At 69.9% G+C, this 19139-nt stretch carries 21 protein-coding genes; 13 read left to right on the top strand and 8 right to left on the bottom strand.

The window, feature by feature from the left end; genetic code table 11:
- Positions 1–43: 43 nt before the first annotated feature.
- The 3 genes from TFC3_RS27230 to TFC3_RS27220 are packed head-to-tail and all read right to left on the bottom strand — an operon-like array spanning position 44 to position 2623.
- Entirely contained in the window at positions 44–676 is a 633-nt protein-coding gene (locus TFC3_RS27230) for an RNA ligase family protein (RefSeq protein WP_067507840.1), read from the bottom strand.
- Position 677: 1 nt separating this feature from the next.
- The gene (locus TFC3_RS27225; protein WP_067507838.1) at positions 678–1574 is read right to left on the bottom strand and encodes an AAA family ATPase; all 897 of its coding nucleotides are present in this window, start codon (positions 1572–1574) and stop codon (positions 678–680) included.
- On the bottom strand, positions 1571–2623 hold the full coding sequence (locus tag TFC3_RS27220; protein ID WP_067507836.1) for an RNA ligase: 1053 nt from the start codon (positions 2621–2623) through the stop codon (positions 1571–1573). The genes TFC3_RS27225 and TFC3_RS27220 overlap by 4 nt, the downstream gene beginning before the upstream one ends.
- A 196-nt stretch (positions 2624–2819) precedes the next feature.
- On the opposite strand from TFC3_RS27220, the gene rpmE reads away from it, so the two are divergent.
- Positions 2820–3047 (top strand): 50S ribosomal protein L31, encoded by a 228-nt coding sequence (gene rpmE / locus TFC3_RS27215; RefSeq protein ID WP_015625147.1) that lies wholly within the window; start codon positions 2820–2822, stop codon positions 3045–3047.
- Between the two features lie 63 nt (positions 3048–3110).
- Positions 3111–4202, top strand: coding sequence for a peptide chain release factor 1 (prfA, locus tag TFC3_RS27210; protein WP_067507834.1), 1092 nt, complete (start codon positions 3111–3113; stop codon positions 4200–4202).
- On the opposite strand, the gene TFC3_RS27205 is transcribed toward prfA, so the two are convergent.
- Genes TFC3_RS27205 through TFC3_RS27190 form a run of 4 tightly spaced genes read right to left on the bottom strand, consistent with a single transcriptional unit; the run spans position 4186 to position 9719 of the window.
- Entirely contained in the window at positions 4186–5553 is a 1368-nt protein-coding gene (locus tag TFC3_RS27205; RefSeq protein ID WP_067507832.1) for a PQQ-binding-like beta-propeller repeat protein, read from the bottom strand. The two genes, prfA and TFC3_RS27205, sit on opposite strands and share 17 nt — an antisense overlap.
- Positions 5554–5563: 10 nt before the next feature.
- Positions 5564–6895, bottom strand: coding sequence for a PQQ-binding-like beta-propeller repeat protein (locus TFC3_RS27200; protein ID WP_067507830.1), 1332 nt, complete (start codon positions 6893–6895; stop codon positions 5564–5566).
- Positions 6896–6924: 29 nt separating this feature from the next.
- Positions 6925–8196, bottom strand: coding sequence for a PQQ-binding-like beta-propeller repeat protein (locus TFC3_RS27195; protein WP_067507828.1), 1272 nt, complete (start codon positions 8194–8196; stop codon positions 6925–6927).
- A 17-nt stretch (positions 8197–8213) separates the two neighbouring features.
- Positions 8214–9719, bottom strand: a complete 1506-nt coding sequence (locus TFC3_RS27190) for a diguanylate cyclase domain-containing protein (RefSeq protein WP_067507826.1) — start codon at positions 9717–9719, stop codon at positions 8214–8216.
- Between the two features lie 98 nt (positions 9720–9817).
- Between TFC3_RS27190 and prmC the strand changes: the two genes are divergently transcribed.
- The 4 genes from prmC to TFC3_RS39630 are packed head-to-tail and all read left to right on the top strand — an operon-like array spanning position 9818 to position 12898.
- Positions 9818–10708 carry a peptide chain release factor N(5)-glutamine methyltransferase gene (gene prmC, locus TFC3_RS27185; protein WP_067507824.1) on the top strand — a complete coding sequence of 297 codons (891 nt, stop codon included), beginning with the start codon at positions 9818–9820 and terminating at the stop codon, positions 10706–10708.
- A complete protein-coding gene (locus tag TFC3_RS27180; RefSeq protein WP_067509711.1) occupies positions 10708–11352 on the top strand; it encodes an L-threonylcarbamoyladenylate synthase in 645 nt (214 codons plus the stop codon). Before prmC ends, TFC3_RS27180 begins: the two co-directional genes overlap by 1 nt.
- Positions 11352–11978: a phosphotyrosine protein phosphatase gene (locus TFC3_RS39635; protein ID WP_236718590.1), complete on the top strand. Its 627-nt coding sequence runs from the start codon at positions 11352–11354 to the stop codon at positions 11976–11978. Before TFC3_RS27180 ends, TFC3_RS39635 begins: the two co-directional genes overlap by 1 nt.
- Positions 11975–12898: an L-threonylcarbamoyladenylate synthase gene (locus TFC3_RS39630; RefSeq protein ID WP_067507820.1), complete on the top strand. Its 924-nt coding sequence runs from the start codon at positions 11975–11977 to the stop codon at positions 12896–12898. Before TFC3_RS39635 ends, TFC3_RS39630 begins: the two co-directional genes overlap by 4 nt.
- Here the strand turns inward: TFC3_RS39630 and TFC3_RS27165 are convergent.
- A complete protein-coding gene (locus TFC3_RS27165) occupies positions 12822–14336 on the bottom strand; it encodes an SDR family oxidoreductase (RefSeq protein WP_067507818.1) in 1515 nt (504 codons plus the stop codon). The two genes, TFC3_RS39630 and TFC3_RS27165, sit on opposite strands and share 77 nt — an antisense overlap.
- Positions 14337–14413: 77 nt before the next feature.
- Between TFC3_RS27165 and glyA the strand changes: the two genes are divergently transcribed.
- The 7 genes from glyA to TFC3_RS27130 all read left to right on the top strand — a co-directional run bounded on the left by glyA (position 14414) and on the right by TFC3_RS27130 (position 19111).
- A complete protein-coding gene (glyA, locus tag TFC3_RS27160; protein ID WP_067507816.1) occupies positions 14414–15709 on the top strand; it encodes a serine hydroxymethyltransferase in 1296 nt (431 codons plus the stop codon).
- A gap of 10 nt (positions 15710–15719) precedes the next feature.
- Entirely contained in the window at positions 15720–16109 is a 390-nt protein-coding gene (locus TFC3_RS27155; RefSeq protein ID WP_067507814.1) for a hypothetical protein, read from the top strand.
- A gap of 242 nt (positions 16110–16351) precedes the next feature.
- Entirely contained in the window at positions 16352–16570 is a 219-nt protein-coding gene (locus TFC3_RS27150) for an AtpZ/AtpI family protein (protein WP_067507812.1), read from the top strand.
- Positions 16571–16588: 18 nt separating this feature from the next.
- The gene (gene atpB, locus TFC3_RS27145; RefSeq protein ID WP_067507810.1) at positions 16589–17389 is read left to right on the top strand and encodes a F0F1 ATP synthase subunit A; all 801 of its coding nucleotides are present in this window, start codon (positions 16589–16591) and stop codon (positions 17387–17389) included.
- An 85-nt stretch (positions 17390–17474) separates the two neighbouring features.
- Positions 17475–17699 (top strand): ATP synthase F0 subunit C, encoded by a 225-nt coding sequence (atpE, locus tag TFC3_RS27140; RefSeq protein ID WP_067507808.1) that lies wholly within the window; start codon positions 17475–17477, stop codon positions 17697–17699.
- A gap of 54 nt (positions 17700–17753) precedes the next feature.
- Entirely contained in the window at positions 17754–18293 is a 540-nt protein-coding gene (locus TFC3_RS27135; RefSeq protein ID WP_067507806.1) for a F0F1 ATP synthase subunit B, read from the top strand.
- Positions 18290–19111, top strand: coding sequence for a F0F1 ATP synthase subunit delta (locus tag TFC3_RS27130; protein ID WP_067507804.1), 822 nt, complete (start codon positions 18290–18292; stop codon positions 19109–19111). Before TFC3_RS27135 ends, TFC3_RS27130 begins: the two co-directional genes overlap by 4 nt.
- Positions 19112–19139 lie beyond the last annotated feature (28 nt).

The raw sequence follows: 19139 nt of genomic DNA, 5'->3' as shown, positions 1-19139 counted from the left end.
TTGTTCCAGAACGGGGCCGGCCTTTCGAGGTCGGCCCCGTTTTCTAGGCGAAACCGTTGGTGGCGAAGTCATCGCGGTGGCGCCAGGAGGCCTCGGTGCGGACATGCTGCGGACGTACCCATTTAAGGACTTTGACGCTGAACTCGTCGGCGGGAATCCGGCCGGCGCTACGCACCACAAAGCCCTCGGATGTTTCCGGCGAATGCCGCAGCGACCAGGCCGCGCGAGCCTCGCTCAAACTGCCACCCCGGTAGAGCACCGGCACTACCGGCAGCTCCAGGCGCTGCGCCCAATCCACCGTGTCGTCCCAGCCCAGCAGCGTGTTCGTCTCGTCCCAGATGCCGAAGACAATGAAAACACCGGGCAGCTCCGCGTACGCGATGCTGCGCTGCGCCCACATGGATTCCCCGCACACCCGCCAGTCGTCCGGAATCCGATAAGCCGTCATCGCCCATAATGCCTTGGCCGGCACGTCCCACGCATTCGTCCCGGAATCCAGCGAGCGGGCATACATCGCGTCGCGGGTGAAGGTCAGGTTGCCCCCGTCGAGCTTTTCCGTGACCACCAGTTCGCCGTCCAGCCAGCTCAGATCGGCCTGCACCTTGTCATCGCTGGACGCGCCGGGGGAGTCGGGCAGGTGGAAAGTACGCGGATACTTGCCCGCCTGCCCGGCCATCTCAGAAGTCCCCCTCCGCGACCTGGAACACCGTCAGCCCCAGGGCGCGCCACATCCGTACGACCTGCTGCCGGTCATCGAAGACGCCGGCCACCCGCCAGCGCTCGCGGATCTCCCGGTCGAAGATCTCCCGCTTCACGATCGCATCCTTGCGACTGTCGCCGGCCGGTCGCATGAATAGTCCTTCGTACGGCACCTTCACGTAAAGATCCAGCCAGGCCTCGGTCTCGGGGCGGCACACCTCATCGCGCCCGGAACAGAACACGATCGCGTTGCCGGCCGCGTGCATCGCCCGCACCGCCGCGATCACCGCCGGGTTGGGCGCGTCGTCACCCACCCGGCCCCAGTCGAACGGGCTGCGGTCGCGCATCAACGCCACAGTGCCGTCAATGTCGACAAGCACCACCGCAGGCAGCTCCGGATCGGGGTCGTACCCGATGCCCGGTCCTCCCGGCTCGACGTACGGCACCGGCAGCGGCAGGTTCCTACCCGCCAGGTACCGGTCGTGCATCCGCTGGATCGGGTCCGCCCCCACCCGCTCGCCGTCCGGGCGGCCGGCATCGCGGCGGATGCACTCCTCGACCGGCACATCGGTGAAGTCGTGCACCTCGAACGACGCACCGAACTTGGCGGCCAGCTCGGCCCACTCGCGTACGGTCTTGGCCCGCAGGTTGGTGTCGTCGACGATCACGCTGGCGTGCGCGCGCAGCAACGCCTCCACCGCGGCCCGTTGCGCATGCGTCACCTGCCCCTCGGCCCACTGCGTGTACAACCGCTCGCCGTGCAGCATGCGCCGCAGGTCATCGCGGTTCACGCGGACGACCTGCGGCTGCAGCTTGCGGGCGAACGTGGTCTTGCCGGAAGCGGGCAGCCCCCGGGTGATCAGCAACCTGGTCACAGCCTTCCCTCCCCGGCCGGCTTGACGAGTTGCCACAGGCCGGGCCGGTAATCCTTGTTGTCCAGGCGCGCGAACAAAGCTCCCCGGTTCGGGCTGCGCACCGCCTGGGCCGCGAACTCGCGCCGGGTCCAGCCCTCGGGCAGGCCGGCTACCAGTGCCGCGTACTCCTTCTCCACGTCCTCTGCCCTCCGGTCCACCGCTGCGATCAATTCCCCGGCGACCTTGCGAACCCACGCATGGAATTCGTCGGGCAGGGGTTCGGTCAGCGCGTCGAGGTCGCCGCCGGCCACCAGAACCTCCCACACGGTACGGTCGGTGAGCCCGGTCACCAGCCGGTGCAGCCGGACGTACCCGGCGTACTTGATCTTTACCCGCTCGTCGGTCGCCGGGAAGTGCACGACCAGCCCCTCCCGCCCCGCGCGCGGCGGAGCGGCCAGCGCTTCGGCCAGGCTCGCGTACGCGAACGACTCGACCACCGGACCGGGCCACTGCGGCACCGCCTCGGGCCCGAAGCTGCGCCCGCTGGCGATGTCCACGGCACCGAGCAGCACCAGGTCGTCCAGCCCGTCGTAGTTCACCACGATCCGGTTCTCCGGGTAGATGATCTCCACCAGCACCGTGCGGCCCTCGGGCGGCGTGAAGCCGGCGTAGCGGGTCTGCAGCAGGTGAGTGGCGTGCCGGGCCTGATCCGAGGCGAAGGAACCACGGGTCGCCACCGCCCAGGTGTCGCCATCGGGGTAGATGATGCCGAGCGACCCGTCCGCCTTGTCGGTTGTGCGTACTTCGGCAACCGGGTCGAGCTTGGGGGCCTGCGGCTGATCATGGTTGTAGAACTTCTCGTAGGGGCGAGCCAAGATCGTCCCGTCGGCGGCGGTGACGAGGCCGCGGCAAGCCAGCGTTACCGGGGTCCAGGCGCCGGCGAACTGGGCCGCCTCGGTGTAGTTGTAGATCACGTACGGCCGTGACGGGTGGCGCTGCACCCGCACGTGCCCGGCCTCGATCGCCGCAGCCAGCTCGGCCGGGTCGAGAACGTCCGCGAGCAGCGTCATGACACTTTCCTCTCCTGGTGGGGAATGCCTTGAGGGCTGCTCACGTTATCGACCAAGGACCGTCCGCTGCCTCCTGATTTCCGCGAGGAACACCCGACGTGGCAGACTGGTTCATCGGCCAGTAGAAGGTTCCGGTTCACGCTGATCAGCCGACGGCGACCCGGCGACCTGTTCATTTGAGAGGGACCGAGCACACATGAAGAACGGTATTCACCCGGAGTACACCTCGACCGAGGTCATCTGCTCCTGCGGCAGCACGTTCACGACCCGCAGCACCGCCAAGGGCGACATCCGCGTCGAGACCTGCAGCGCCTGCCACCCGTTCTACACGGGCAAGCAGCGCGTGCTGGACACCGCGGGTCGCGTCGCCAAGTTCCAGGCGAAGTACGCGAAGGTCAACGCCGGCGGCACCAAGAAGAAGTAACGGCCTCCACGGCGCCCGGTTCCCCGCAGGGGGGCCGGGCGCCGTTGGCATGTTGGGGGATTTGTGAGTAACGACCGGCTCAGCCAGCTATTGGACGAGTACGCGCAGCTTGAGAAGCAGATGGAGGACCCCTCCATCCATTCCGACCAGGCCCTGGTACGCCGGGTCGGGCGGCGCTTCGCCGAGCTCGCGCCGGTGTACGCCGCGCACACCGAGCTCGAGGCGGCGCGGGCCGACCTGACCGCTGCCCGGGAGCTGGCGGCCGAGGATCCGTCGTTCTCCGCAGAGGTGGACGCGGTCGCCGCGGTGCTGCCCGCGCTTGAGGAGAAGCTCGGCGAGATGCTGATCCCGCGCGACCCGCACGACGCCAAGGACGTGATCGTCGAGATCAAGGCCGGCGAGGGTGGGCAGGAGTCCGCATTGTTCGCCGGCGATCTGCTGCGGATGTACACCCGCTACGCCGAGCGCCGGGGCTGGGTGGTCGAGATCATCGACGCGCAGGATTCCGACTTGGGCGGCGTGAAGGACGTCTCGGTGGCGGTGAAGACCAAGGGCGTGCCCGACGGCGGCCACGGCGTCTGGTCCCGGATGAAGTGGGAGGGTGGCGTGCACCGCGTGCAGCGGGTGCCCGTCACCGAGTCGCAGGGCCGCATCCACACCTCGGCGGCCGGAGTGCTGGTGCTGCCCGAGGCCGAGGACGTCGACGTGCAGATCGATCCGGGCGACATCCGGGTGGATGTGTTCCGTTCGTCCGGTCCGGGTGGGCAGTCGGTGAACACCACCGACTCCGCCGTGCGGATCACCCACCTGCCCACCGGCATCGTGGTGAGCTGCCAGAACGAGAAGAGCCAGCTGCAGAACCGCGAGCAGGCGATGCGCATCCTGCGGGCCCGGCTGCTGGCCGCCGCGCAGGAGGAGGCCGACGCCGCCGCGTCCGACGCCCGCAAGGCGCAGGTACGCACGGTGGACCGCTCGGAGCGCATCCGCACGTACAACTTCCCGCAGAACCGAATCACCGATCACCGCATCGGCTACACCGCGTACAACCTCGACCTGGTGCTGGGCGGCGAGCTGGATGCCGTGCTGGACGCGCTGGGCGAGGCGGACCGGGCGGCGCGGCTGGCGGGGGAGTCGGAGATCAGCCGGCGGCCGTGAACCAGGCCGTCTCGGTGACGGTGAGCCGGCCGTCGGCAGTGGCGCACAGCAGCAGCGTGCCCTCGGCGTGGCAGCCGTAGTCCTGCATCTCGTCGATCAAGCCGCGCAGCCGGATCTCGCCGGAGTGCTCGTCGACCTCGCCGAGCGCGGTTCGCTGCGGCGGGCTGGTCGTGCGGATCAGCACGTACGCGGTGCTGGCGGTGTCCTGGTAGTCCCAGACGATGCCGGCGGTGCCGAGGTCGGCCAGCGTGGCGCCGGTGTGGCTGTCGAGCAGGGCATGCCGGGCGCCCTCCTGGCCGTCCTCGAGGATGAGCCGGTCCGGGCCGACCGGCACTGCCCATCCGCCGCTGGCCCGCTGCCACAGCCGCCGTCCGGTCAGCCGGTCGTAGCCGGCCACGCCGCTCGCGTCGTTGAGACACATCACCGGTCCGCAGCCGTAGAAGCCGTTGAGAGTGTCGCTGGTGAGGTGCCAGCGTTCGGTGAGCGAGGCGAGGTCGTACGCGGTGACGGTGGCTTTGCTGCCCGCCACGTTGCGCACGACGAGCTGCTGACCCTCGGTGCTGATGTCGGTGGAGCGGTCTCCCGAGGTGGCACGCCCGGCCCAGGGCAGTTTCCGGCTGGTCTGCACGCTGCCGTCGGCGAAGTCGAGCACCTGCACGAGCCCTTCGCCGGTGGCGGTGACCAGCCGGCCGAGATCCTCGCTGGTGGTCCAGCTCTGCACCGCGGCCGGGGAGTTCTGCCAGGCCGGGATGCCGTCATGCAGGCCGACCGCGCGCAAAGTCCGGACGGTACTGCCCTGCTCGTCCCATTCGGTGAGCAGTGCCAGGTCGCCGTGGCTGGCGGCGACCTCGCCGGGCAGTCGCCACAGCTGCCGGCCGGTCGCGGCGTCGATGGCGATGGTCTCGCGGTTGAACTCCCGGAAACCGACGCCACCGTTGTCGGTGTCGAATTCCACGGTGGCCCGGCCGGTGGGCAGCATGATGACCCCCGACTGCACGGTGCCGATCCAGGCGGCGTCGTCAAGCTCAGGGACGGTCCAGCGCAATTTTCCGGTACGCAGCCCGTACGCACTCAGCCGCCGGTTGCCGCCCGCCGTGCCGGTGAACACGTACACCTGGTCGTCCGCCGAGATGAAGGAGTCCTGTCCGCTCAGCAGCGGGATGCTCCACAGCTGCGCGGGCGCGAACGAGTGCGGCGGCGCCGAGGCGGTGCACAGCAGCAGGCACAACGCGGCGGCCACGGCGACCAGCACGCGCCGGATCTCGCGGGGGCTGCCCAGGCGCCGGGCGGCGGCCGGCTCGTCGACCGTCTCGTCATGATCGGTGACGAGGCCGAGCTCGATGACGCCCATGGGTCAGACCCTAAGGGACCTCGGTGACCGTGAGCCGCCCGTCGGCGGTGGCGCAGACCAGCAGGTTGTCTGAGGCGCGGCAGTTGTACTCCTTGGTCTGGGCGATGGTGCCGCGTGGCACGACCTTGCCGGTGCGCTGGTCGAACTCGCTGAGCGCGGTCCGGCCGGGCGGATCGGTCATGGCGCTCAGGATGTACGCCCGGCTGCCGGGGTTCTCGACGTCGGACACGGTGGCTGCGGCACCGAGGTCGGCCAGGGTGGCCCCGGTGCTGCTGTCGACCAGGGTGTGCTGGTTTTCGTCGGCGCCGTAGGGGACCAGGATCCGGTCGTTGCCGATCGCGGTGGCCATCCCGTTGCCCTCGCGCTGCCAGCGCCGTTGACCGGTGGCCGGGTCGTAGCCGGAGATGCCGGCGGCATCGCTGAGGCACATGACCGACCCGCACCCGTAGAAGCCGTCGAACGTTTCGCTGCTGAGATGCCAGCGTTCGGCGAGCGTGGCCGGGTCGTAGGCGGCGACGGTGGCCCGGGTGTCCACGATGGTGCGCACGAAGAGCTGCTGGTGCTCGCCGCTGATGACCGTGTAGCGCTCGGCCGAGGCAGGCTGCTTCTGCACGGGAAGTTGTTTGCTGACCAGGGTGCTGCCGTCGGCGATGTCGAGCACCTTGAGCAGCCCGTTGCGGGTGGCGGTGTAGAGCCGCCCGGTGTCCTTGGCGAGCAACCAGCCCTGTACGTCGGTGTGGGTGTGCTCCCAGGCGGTGGTGCCGTCGCGCAGGCCGGCCACGCGCAGGGTCTGGATGCTGGCGCCCGCCTGGTCCCACTGGCTGAGCACCGCGTGCTGGGAGTCGCTGGCGGCGAGCTCACCGGGCAGGTGCCACAGTTCCCGGCCGGTCTTGGCGTCGACGGCGATGGTCTCGTGGATGAAGTTGCCGTCGACGGTGTCGAGCTGCGCGGTGGCGTCGCCGGCCGGCAGGGTGACCACCCCGGCCTGGACCGCCCCGATCCAGGTGGCGCCCTTCAGGTCGGAGATGCTCGCGGCCTTCTTACCGGTACGCAGCCCGTACGCGTCCAGCCGCCGCCCCTCGACCTGCGAGCCGCTCAGCACGTACACCTGGCCGTCCGCCGCGGTGAACGAGTCATCGGCGCCGGCCATCGGGATGCTCCACAGCAGGTGCGGTCCGGCCGAACTCGGGGGTGCCGACCCGGCGACCAGCAGCAGGCTCAGCACGGCGACCGTGGCGAGCAGCCCGCGCCGGACGTCGCGGCGGCGGCTCAGCGCCCAGGCGTTCGGCCGGCGGGGCGGCTCGGCCGGATCCGTGACCACGCCGAGCTCGATGACTTCCATGGATGGCAGCGTAGGTCAACCCCGCCGGTTCAGGGAGCCCGTCCGATTTCGGTGATCGTGAGCCGTGAGCCGCCGGTGTAGCAGGCGAGCAGCCGATCGGTGCTTTGGCAGTAATCGGCGGCCGGGTCGAGGGCACCGCGCAGGTCGATGCGGCCGGTGTGCTCGTCGAGCTCGCCGATCGCGGTGCGCCCGGGCGGTTGGTGGGTCAGGGCCAGCGAGTAGACCGGGCCGGTGTCGCCGTACGAGAGCGAGCTGGTGCCCAGGTCGGCCAGCTCACGTCCGGTGCGGGCGTCGACCAGCACCCGCCGGGCGCCGATGCCGTTCTCGAGCACCAGCCGATCGCGGTGCAGGGCGGCGGCATAGCCCTCACCCGGGCGGTGCCAGAGGGGCTGGCCGGTTTTTTGATCGTACACGGAGAGGCCGTTGTCGTCGTTGAGGCAGAACACCGGTCCGCATTCGTAGAAGCTGATGATCGACCGGCTGGACAGCCGCCAGCGTTCGTGCAGGGTCTCGGTGTCGTACATGGTCATGGCGGGCTGTTCGCTGGAGGTGCCGGGCAGGAAGAAGGTGTGGCCCGCGACGCCGACGCCGGGCGGCTGGTCGGGGCTGGCGATCGCGCCGGGCCAGGGCACCCAGCCGTGCGTCACCACGCGGCCCGAGCCGAAGTCGTGCACTGTCACGTCGCCGTCCTCGGTGGCCACGACGAGCCGGTCGGCGTCGGTGTCGCCGGTGGCGATCCAGGTGCGCCGCCGCCCGGCGGTGAAGCTCCACACGGGGGTGCCGGTGTGCAGGTCGACGACGCGCAGCGAGCGGACCGCGGACATCTCCGGGTCGCCCTGGATCAGCAGCACCAGCCCGGCGTGCACGGTCAGGCTGTCGCCGGGTTGGCGCCACAGCTCGCGGCCGGTGCCGTCCTCCAGGGCGATGGTCTGCGAGGTGCTGCCGTCGCTGGTGGGCGCGAGCAGCACGCCGCCGCCGGCCGCGTCGATCCAGGAGGTGCTGTCGCGCACCATCCGGGTCCAGCGGATCTTTCCGGTACGAGGGTCGTACGCGGTCACCCGCCGCTCGCCGGTCGACGACAGCACGTACACGCCGCCCGGGTTCATGGCGAACGAGTCCTCGTTGCCGTTTATCGGGATGCGCCAGAGCGTGGTGAAGGAGTGCTGCGGGATCGGCGCGGCCCCGGTCAGCAGCCCGGCGCTGAGCAGCAGAACCAGCGCGATCAGGTAGCGCCGCAGGTCCGGGCGCACCGGTTCGGCCGGCTCGTACGGCGTCACCACCCCCAGCTCGATGACGCCCATGTCGTCCAACCTACGGCTCAGGCAGGTGTCCGGTTGCCTGCCGCGGCGGCCAGCGCGGCAGCCAGGGCGCGCCGGTCGGGTCCCACCTCGGACCAGCCGGCTGCCAGCCCGATCGGGGTGCCGGGCACCAGGACCTGCCAGTTCTCGCCGGCAGCGGCGGCGCTGATCCGGCGCGACACCTCGGCCGCCTGGGTCGGGCCGGCCCCGGGAAGCACGACCACGAACTCGTCGCCGGCGAAGCGGGCCACGAAGTCACCGCGGCGCATGACCCGGCTCAGCACGCCAGCGATGCGTTGCAGCACCAGGTCGCCGCAGTGCCGGCCATGCCGGGCGTTGACCGCGGTGAACCCGATCAGGTCGCAGACGCCGATGGCGGCCCGTTCCCCACGGGCCAGCATGGCCGAGACGTAGCGTTCGAGCTGGCGGCGGTTGGGCAGGCCGGTGAGCGGGTCGGTCAGGGTTTCGTCGCCGTAGCGCCCGGCGTCGCGGTGGGTTTCCTGGGCGTCGAGGCGGGCGGCCACCCCGTCCAGATAGCCGTCGCGCAGCCGGTCGATGCGCTGGGCGGCGAGGCGGAACGCATACCGGTCGGCCTTGTGCGCGGCCTGGTGCTCCCCGGCGACCGCGTAGCAGATGCTGCGCAACCGGGCCGGTTCGGCGGCGCCGAGGATCTCCTGCGACACCGGTACGGCGTCGAGTTTGCGCAGCGCCCGGGTGGGCTGACCGGCCGCGATGTCCAGGCACACCCCGCCGAGGTGGCGCAGGTCGCGCGAGCGCACGCTGTCGCCGCCGCCGGTGAGCAACTCGGTCACGTCGGTTTCAGGGGCCTCGCCAAGCGCGGCGCGGCGGGCCAGGGCGTAGCCGTACACCGGGCGGGCGCTGGGCCGCAGCCGCGCGTCGGCGCCGGTGGCCAGGTAGCGGGTGAGTTCAGCGTCGATGTCGCGCAGCACGCGCAGGCAGCCGTCGGTGTCACCCTGGTGATCGAGGGAGACGGCGTTGCGCAGCCGGATGCCGGGGGCGGCGAACAGCTCCGGGGCCATGCCGGCCGCCGCGCCGACCTGGCGGGCCTGCTCGATGGCGGTCAGCGCGTGACCGTGAAAGCCCAAGTAGGAGTACGCCATGGCGAGGTCGTGCCAGCCCCACGCGGTTTCGGTGTCGCCGTCGGGCACCGCAGCCAGCGCCCGGGCGGACTGCACGAGGTGGGTGACGCCGCGGTCCAGGGCGCTCTGCAGGTGCGCGCCGAGCGCCGCGAACGCGTGCATCTGCCCGCGCAGGTAGGGGTCGGAGGTCTCGTGGACGGCGTTGCTGGCGAGCGTCATGGCGGTGGCGAACTCGGCGATGCGCCCCAGGTTGATCAACGCCCCGAACCGCTGCACGAGCGCGTACGCCCGGGTCAGCGGGTCGGTGGTGACCTCGAGCACCTTGTCCAGAATGGTCAGCGCCTCGGCGGAGCGGCCGCCCTGCTGGAGCTCGCCGGCCCGGCGCAGGTCGTCGACGCAATCCGGTAGCTGATCCAACCAGGTCATGGGATCGCCACGGCCATGCAGGCCCCTCTCGCCGACGGCGTTCATCGATCGACGACCCGGCCGGTCGCCGCCGCGAAACGACGTTCCATGATTATGCCGTGACACTCGCGCACGAACACCCCTCGGCGGACCCCGATCGCGTCCGCTTGGCGCCGGCGCTGGTCGCGGCCGCGAAACAGCTTGCCGAGGCGGGCGTTGAATCGCCCCGCGTCGATGCCGAGCTGCTCGCCGCGCATGTGCTGGGCATCGGCCGCGGCCGGCTCGTCCTGGTGGACACCGTGCGCGCCGCTGAGCTGCGCCGATTCGAGAACCTCACGGCCCGGCGGGCGCAGCGGGTGCCGTTGCAGCACCTGCTGGGCACCGCCGCGTTCCGGCATCTCGAGCTGGCCGTCGGCGACGGGGTCTTCGTGCCGCGCCCGGAGACGGAACTGCTGGCCGGTTGGGGGATCGAGCACACCGCGCCGGGCGCGACGGTGGTCGATCTGTGCAGCGGCAGCGGGGCAATCGCCCTGTCGGTGGCCGATGAGGGCCGGCCGGGCCGGGTGATCGCGGTCGAGCGCTCCTCGGCGGCACTGTCATATCTGCGACGCAACGCCGAGCCGTTTCCCGTTGTGACCGTCCTGCCGGGCGATGTCACCGGCCCCGGGTTACTTGCGGAGCTGCACGGCCAGGTCGACGTGCTGCTCTGCAATCCGCCCTATGTGCCCGAGGGAACCCCGGTGCCGCCGGAGGTGGCCGATCATGACCCGGCCGAGGCGGTGTTCGGGGGAGCGGACGGGCTGAGCGTGATCCGGCCGGTGATCCGGCTCGCCGCCGAGTTGCTGCGTCCCGGTGGGGTGGTGGGCCTCGAGCACGACGACGTGCACGGTGCCGATGTCCCCGAGCTGCTGCGTGCGGATGGTCGCTTCACCGAGGTAAAAGGGCATAACGACTTTGCTGGGCGCCCTAGATTCGCCACCGCGATCAGGCAATTAGACTCGGCGTCGTGATGCTTTACGACTGCCGGACCGTGGCCGAGCGCGATCGCGGCATCGCCGCCGCCGTCGAGGCGGTTCGCAGCGGGGAACTCGTGGTCCTGCCCACCGACACGGTCTACGGCGTCGGGGCGGAGGCGTTCACTCCGCATGCGGTCAGCGCGTTGCAGACCGCTCGGGGAGTCGACCGCCGGGTGGCGCCGCCGGTGCTGGTCGGCTCGCGGCACACCCTGGACGGGCTGGTCTACTCCATCCCCAAGGCGGCCCGGGATCTGGCTGACGCGTTCTGGCCGGGCGCGCTGACGATCATCGTCGAGCACTCGCCGAGCCTGCAGTGGGATCTGGGCGAGACCGGGGGGCGGGTGGCCGTACGGATGCCGCTGCACCCGGTGGCGCTGGAGGTGCTGCGCGAGATCGGCCCGATGGCCGTGACCACTGCCAACAAGGTTGGCCAGGCCGCGCCGGTCACCGCCGAGGAGGCCCGCGACCAGCTCGAATACTCGGTGCGCATCTACCTGGAGGCCGGGGTGGCGCACGACCCGGCGCCGAGCACGGTGGTGGACGTGACCGGTGACGTGCCTCGGGTGCTACGCGAGGGCGCCCTGTCATACGACAAGCTGCATGACGTGGTCCCCGACCTGCAGCCCGCGGGATCCTGATCATGGCGTTCACCGTGCTGCACGTGTGCATGGGCAACATCTGCCGCTCGCCGATGGCCGAGCGGTTGCTGGTGCTCGCCGCGCAGCAGCGGCTCGGCAAGCTCGATCCCGACGCCGACGTGCACGAGCTGCTGGTCAGCCGGAGCGCGGGCACCGGTGGCTGGCACGACGGCGAGGAGATGAACCCGCCCGCCGGCCGGCAGATCCGGCTGCGCGGCGGCAGTGTCGACGGTTTCACCGCCCGCAAGCTCACCGGCGCCCAGCTCACCGAGGCCGATCTGATCCTGACCGCGACCGCCGACCAGAGCGACTACGTTGCCGCGCTGCTGCCCGAGGCCGTCCACCGCACGTTCGTGCTGGGCCACTTCGCCCGGCTGCTGCAGCAGTTCGAGGCCAAGGAGCTGCCCGCCGCGGGCACCGACCCCGAGACGTTCGCCGCGCGGGCACGGGCGCTGGTGGTGGCGCTGGACAAGCTGCGCGGGGACACCGAGCCGCAACCCGGCGACGACCTCGACGACCCGTGGGGCCGCGGCGACCAGACCTTCCAGCGCATCGCCGACGACATCGACGAATCGCTGTACCCCCTGGTCGAGGCGCTGCTGCCGGGGGCTGCGAGGGCCGCGTGATCATCACTGCCGACGCCGGTGGGATCCGCCGCGCCGCCGACCTGCTGCGGGCCGGGCAGGTCGTGGCGTTCCCCACCGAGACCGTGTACGGCCTGGGCGCCGACGCGTTCAGCGAGCGCGCGGTGGCCGAGATCTACCGGCTCAAGAACCGTCCGTCGTGGAACCCGCTGATCGTGCACGTCGCCGACGTCACCGCGGCCCGTGCGCTGGCCAAGCAGTGGCCCGACCTGGCCAACGAGCTGGCAGCCCAGTTCTGGCCGGGGCCGCTGACCCTGGTGGTGGAGCGGGCCGGGCACCTCGGCACGGGAACGATCGCTGTGCGCGTACCGGCGCATGATGTTGCTCTGAAGTTGCTTGATGCCTCGGGGTTGGCTCTGGCCGCGCCCAGCGCGAACCGCTCGGAAAGCATCTCGCCGACCACCGCCCAGCACGTCTTGCGCAGCCTGCCCGACGTGCCGATGGTGCTGGACGGCGGGCCGACCCGGTGGGGCATCGAGTCGACAGTGGTGGATGTGACAGTGGATCCGCCGCGGCTGCTGCGCCCAGGAGCCCTGCCGCTGCGCGACCTCCGCCAGGTGACCGGCTCGATCACGCTGCCCGACGAGGTGGCCGACGGCGCCGAGCGGTCCTCACCCGGGATGAGCAAGCGCCACTACGCACCCCGGGCCCGGCTGATCCTGACCGATGACGTGAGCTCGGTGAGCGCGCCCGAGCCGGTCGCGGTGCTCACCTACGAGACCGAGGACGTGCCCGGCGCCGAGATCCTCAGCGTCGACCCGCGCGAGTATGCCGCCGACCTCTACGCCGCCCTGCACCGCCTGGACGACCGCGGGGTCCGCACGATCATCGCGAAGAACCCGCCGCCGACTGAGGAGTGGCTGGCCGTCCGGGATCGCCTGACCCGCGCGGCGGCGTCATAGCGCCCCTGGCGATGTTGCGGGCCATGCCGCTGAAGATGATCCCGTGGAAGGGCAGGATGCTCGCCCAGTACGCGTGACCGGCCAGACCACGGGGCACGAACAGGGCCCGCTGGCGGTAGACGCTGGTGCCGTCCGGGCGCGCCTCGGCGTACATCTCCAGCCAGGCCCGGCCCGGCACCTTCATCTCGGCACGCAACCGCAGCAGCTCGCCGGGCTTGATCTCCTCGACCCGCCACCAGTCCAGCGCCTCACCCACGTACAGGTGGTCGCGGTCGCGGCGGCCGCGTCGCAGGCCCACGCCGCCGACCAGCCGGTCCAGCCAGCCGCGCACCGACCAGGCCAGCGGGAACGAGTACCAGCCGTTGTCGCCGCCCACGCCCTCGATGACCCGCCACAGCGCGGCGGCCGGGGCGTTCACCTCGCGGCAGCGCTCGTCCTTGTAGATCGTGCCGCCGGTCCAGGCCGGGTCGCTGGGCATCGGCTCGGCCGCCGCATCCGCACCCGAGGCGTTGGACCAGCGGGTCTCCACCTCGTCGTCGCGGATCTTGCCGAGCGCGAGCCGCACCGATTCGTCAAAACCGAGCGGCGGCTCACCCGGGACGTAGCCGGCGATGTCGTTCTCGTGCGCCACAGCCTCGTGGATCAGGCTGGCGACCAGAGGACGGGCAATGGCATTGGGCACCGGGGTGATGGCGCCGACCCAGTGCGCGGAAAGCCACGGGCTCAGGGGGCGCAACGGGAGAATGATCCGGCGGGGCAATCCGGCGACTCTGGCGTAGCGCTGCATCATTTCGGCGTAGGTCAGCACATCCCGGCCGCCGATGTCGAAACCGCGATTGACGTCCGGGGACAGGGTCGCGGCGCCGATCAGATAACGCAGCACATCGCGGACGGCGATCGGTTGAATGCGATTGCGGACCCAGCGGGGAGTGACCATGACCGGCAGCCGTTCGGTCAGATACCGCAACATCTCAAAGGACGCCGAGCCCGATCCGATGATGACCGGGGCCCGCAGAACTGCCGTCGGCACTCCGCTGTCCAGCAGAATGCGTCCGACTTCGGCTCGGGAACGCAGGTGGGCCGACGGGCGATCATCGGCCGGGACTTCTGGACCGCCGAGATAAACAATTCTTTTGACGCCTTTCTCGTACGCGGCCCGCGCGAAATTCGTGGCGGCTTCCCGGTCGATGCGCTCGAAATCGCGCTGACCCAGCGAGTGCACGAGGAAATAGGCGACGTCGACGCCGTCAAGGGCGTCCGCGAGCGACGCCGGATCGGACAAATCACCCTCGACTATCTCGGCTTGCGGAGCCCAGGGCACGTCCCGTAGCCGCCCCGCGCTGCGCGAGAGAGCCCGCACCTGATGACCCGCGGCGATCAACCGGGGTACCAGGCGCCCGCCGATGTAACCGGTCGCACCGGTGACCAAGCAACGCATACTTTCGTGTTCCCGCAGGCAGCGCGGCTAAGCCATATGCTTTTACCGGGCTTTCCGCCGACCTGAGGGGGCGCGCGATGGGCACGTTCTGGGGCCCGGACCTCGAGGCGCTGCGCCGCGAGGATCCCGAGATCGCCGGGGTACTGCTCGGTGAGCTGGAACGTCAGCGCAGCGGTCTGCACCTGATCGCCAGTGAGAACTTCACGTCCGCGGCGGTGCTCGCCGCGCTCGGCTCCACGCTGACGAACAAGTACGCCGAGGGCTATCCCGGGCAGCGCTACTACCGCGGCTGTGCCGAGGTCGACCGGGCCGAGAAGCTGGCGATCGAGCGGGCCAAGGCGTTGTTCGGCGCCGAGCACGTCAACGTGCAGCCGCACTCGGGGGCGTCGGCGAACATGGCGGCGTACGCGGCACTGGTGCAGCCGGGCGACACGGTGCTGGCCATGGACCTGCCGCACGGGGGTCACCTCACCCACGGCAGCAAGGTCAACTTCTCGGGCAAGTGGTTTCGGACGGTCGGCTACCACGTGCGCCCGGACACCGAGCTCATCGATTACGACGAGGTGCGCGAACTGGCCCTGGCGCACCGGCCGGCCCTGATCATCTGCGGAGCCACCTCGTACCCGCGGCTGCTGGACTTCCCGGTGTTCCGGGACATCGCCGACGAGGTGGGGGCGTACCTGATGGTCGACGCCGCGCACATCATCGGGCTGGTCGCCGGCCGGGCCGTGCCCTCACCCGTACCGTTCGCCGACGTGGTTTCGTGCACCACCCACAAGGTGTTGCGGGGTCCACGCGGCGGCATGCTGCTCTGCCGTGAGCCGCTGGGCGCACGCATCGACAAAGCGGTCTTCCCCTTCACCCAGGGCGGGCCGATGATGCACGCCATCGCGGCAAAGGCGGTGGCGCTGCGGGAGGCGTCACGCCCGGAGTTCCAGGGGTACGCCCACCAGGTCGTCCGCAACAGCCAGGCCCTCTCCGCCGGGCTCGCGGCCGAGGGCATGCGGGCGGTCGCCGGGGGCACCGACACCCACTTGGCCCTGGCCGACCTGCGCGAACTCGGGGTGTGCGGGCGCGATGCCGAGGACCGGTGCGAACAGGCCGGCATCACGCTCAACAAGAACGCCGTCCCGTTCGACCCGGAAAAGCCGACCACCGCCTCCGGTATCCGGGTCGGCACCGCGGCGGTGACGACGCAGGGGATGGGCGAGGCTCAGATGCGGGAGATCGCCGGGCTGATCGCCACCGCGGTGCGCGCCGATCCCGCAACGGCGGCGGGGGCCTCGGCTCTGCGGGAGATCGCGGTGCGGGCGGAGGAGCTGGCGCAGCGCTTCCCTGCGTACGCTTTGGGATCCTCGTACGAGCTCGCGTAACCTTTCGTGAATGCGTGAAAGGCTGCAACACCTGCCGCTCGGCTTTGCTTGTTCCGCCGTCCTGCTCGTGTTGGGGGCCGCGCTGGCCTGGATCCTGCGGGGCCCGATGGCGGCGCTCGGCGCTGCCGGCGGCGTGCTGCTGGTGCTGGTGAGCTACACGATCTCCGGCTTGGTGGTGGCGTGGGCCGACCTCTATGCCCGTCAGCTGATGATGCCTGTGGTGCTGCTCACTTATGCCCTCAAGTGCGTTCTGCTCGGGCTCGTTCTTTACCGGCTCAACGAGGCGGATTGGCCCGGCCTGTTCTCGCTGGGAGTCGCCGTCGTTGTAGCGGTATTCGTCTGGACGGGCGCTCAGTTGACGTGGAGTTGGCGGGTCAGTTCCCTGAGCCTTAAATCTTGATGTGCGTGTTCCCTGCAAGTAGCGGATTACCGCCCGGCTGAATGCGACACTTCACCCATGCCGGTCGCTTCGCGAGCTAATCACTCGTCCGAGACCGGACAGTTGCGCGCGAGCGCGTGCGCCTTCGTAGTAACGTGGCGGCCGCCGCCCAACGGCCCACAGAGATTGCGCCACCCCCGAGCCATTGCCGCACGGGGGTCGATGCGCAACGCTGATTCTGCGGCTGATATGGTCTCGGCGTCATGGCGGACGAGCAGCCACCCCAGAAGAAGCCCCAGCCCACCGGTGATCAGTCGGCGTGGGCGGCGCTCAGCACCCTGCTCAGCGGGATTGTGGTGTGGGGCGGATTAGGTTATCTGGTTGATCTCTGGCTGGATCTGCCTAATCGCCTGGGTCTTCTCGTTGGCATGATCGTTGGACTGGCCGCGTCTTTGTACCTGGTCATCAAGAGGTTTGGTTAACGCGTGGAAGGTGGACCGATGGTCGAGCAGTCGGCAATCTTGGCCGAGGGCTTCCCGCCCGGGGTCCAGGACTTCGACTTCGAGAGCTGGATTCCGTCACTCCGTGGCTCGGAATGGGGTCTGCTATTCACCAAACTTACGTTCATGGTGTGGCTGGCCGTCGCGCTTCTGATCATCTACTTCCTGGTGTCCTACCGGAAGCCGCAGCTGGTCCCGACCAAGAAGCAGTGGCTCGCCGAATCGATCTACGGCTTTGTTCGCAAGAACATCGCACAGGACGTCGTCGGTAAGGAAGGCCTGCGGTTCGCGCCGTATCTGACGGTGCTGTTCTGCTTCATCGCGCTGACGAACCTGTTCGCGATTATTCCGTTCTTCCAGATCTCGCCGAATGCGCACATCGCCTTCCCGGTGGTGCTCGGTGTCATCAGCTGGTTGCTCTTCATCTACCAGGGCATCAAGAAGCACGGCGCGGCCCACTACTTCCGCGTCAACCTGTTCATGCCGGGTATCCCGTGGCCGCTCTACATCCTGGTCACCCCGATCGAACTGATTTCGACGTTCCTCACGCGACCGGTCACCCTCGCGGTCCGGCTCTTCGCCAACATGTTCGCCGGCCACCTCATCCTGCTGGTGTTCACGCTCGGCGGCGTCGCCATGCTGGGCAGCGCCAACGTGTTCATCATGGGCCTGTCGGTGTTCTCGTTCCTGATGGCCATCGTGATGACGTTCTTCGAGGTCATGGTCATCTTCCTGCAGGCCTACGTCTTCGTCATGCTGACCGCCAACTACCTCGAAGGCGCGCTCGCCGAAGACCACTGAGTTCCGCTCGAGTTTCACGCGGTTCCTGACCGCACCTTGTCGCCACGCGTGACAGTCACGCGCGAATTCCAGGAGGAAATAGCAAATGCTGCTTCAAGCTGCAGTGGATGGCCAGCTCGGCACCATCGGCTACGGCCTTGCCGCCATCGGTCCCGGCATCGGTATCGGCATCCTGTTCGCCGCCTACATCCAGGCCAGCGCCCGTCAGCCCGAGTCGGCCGGCTTCAACCGCACCTGGCTGATCTTCGGCTTCGCGGTCGTCGAGGCGCTCGCCCTCTTCGGCCTCGTCCTCGCGTTCGCCCTTCAGTAAGCCCAAGCTGATGCCCGTCAGCACCACGGCGCGACCGGACAGGAGGTGCGCACAATGAAGATCCTTGCTGCGGAGGAGGAGGGTGGCGGCAACGTCATCCTGCCTCACGTCCCCGAGATCATCGTCGGGATTATCGCCTTCGCGATCCTCTGCTTCGTCCTGATGAAGTTCGTCTTCCCCCGCATGGAGGAGACGTTCAGGGCCCGGGTCGACGAGATCGAGGGCGGCATCAAGCGGGCCGAGGCCGCGCAGGCCGAGGCCAACGGGCTGCTCGAGCAGTACCGCGCGCAGCTGGCCGAGGCTCGCACCGAGGCCGCCCGCATCCGCGACGAAGCCCGGGCCGACGCCGAGGGCATCCGCCAGGACGTTCTGGCCAAGGCCCGCGAAGAGTCCGACCGCATCATCGCGGCCGGCCGCGAGCAGCTCGCCGCCCAGCGCGAGAGCATCGTTCGTGAGCTGCGCTCCGAGGTCGGCACGCTCGCCGTGGACCTGGCCGGTCGCATCGTCGGCGAGTCGCTCGCTGACGAGGCCCGCACCCGGGGCACCGTCGACCGGTTCATCAACGAGCTCGGCGCCGGCGCGGGCAGCCGCTGATGGCCGCCGTCAACCGGGAGTCGTACGCCGCGGCCGCGGACAAGCTGGCCGCGGGCTCGACGTCGGTCACCGCCGCGCAGCTCGCCACCATCGCCGATGAGATCCTGGCGGTGGCCCGGCTGCTGCGCGGCGAGCCGCGGCTGCGACGCGCGCTGACCGACCCGTCGCGGTCGGCCGACGAGCGGGCCGGGCTGTTCCAGTCGCTGGTCTCCGGCAAGCTCAGCGTCATCACGGTCGACACCCTGGCCACCCTGGTGGCCGGTCGCTGGTCCGCCCCGGCGGAACTGCTCGACGCGACCGAGCGGCTCGGCACCGACACGGTGCTCACCGCCGCCGACCGCGACGGCAAGCTCGCCGATGTCGAGGACGAGCTGTTCCGTTTCGGCCAGGTCGTGTCCGGCAACGGCCGGCTGGCCGTCACGCTCAGTGACCCGAGCGCATCGGCCGACCAGCGGGCTAAGCTCGTTGAGGACCTGCTGAAAGGCAAGGTCCAGACGGCGACGCTCCAGCTTGTCAAGATCGCTCTCGAGGGTTTCGGTGGCCGGAGCTTCGAGTCCTCGCTCAGCAAGCTCGTCGAGCTGACCGCCGCGAAGCGCGACCGCGAACTCGCGTACGTGACCGCGGCCAAGGTTCTCGACGATGCGGAGGAGCAGCGGCTCGCCGCCAAGTTGTCCGACATCTACGGTCGGCAGGTTTCGCTGAAGGTCGAAGTCGACCCGAGCATCATCGGTGGCCTCAGCGTGCGTGTCGGCTCCGACCTCTACGACGGCACGATCCTGCGGCGACTCAACGAAGCCCGCCAGGCGTTCGCTAAATAGTTCTTTCCCCTCGGCGGCGGCGACGCTA

Source organism: Actinoplanes sp. TFC3 (assembly GCF_001553785.1).
In the GTDB taxonomy this organism is placed as follows: Bacteria; Actinomycetota; Actinomycetes; order Mycobacteriales; family Micromonosporaceae; genus Actinoplanes.
This window is presented reverse-complemented; position numbering and strand designations above follow the sequence as displayed.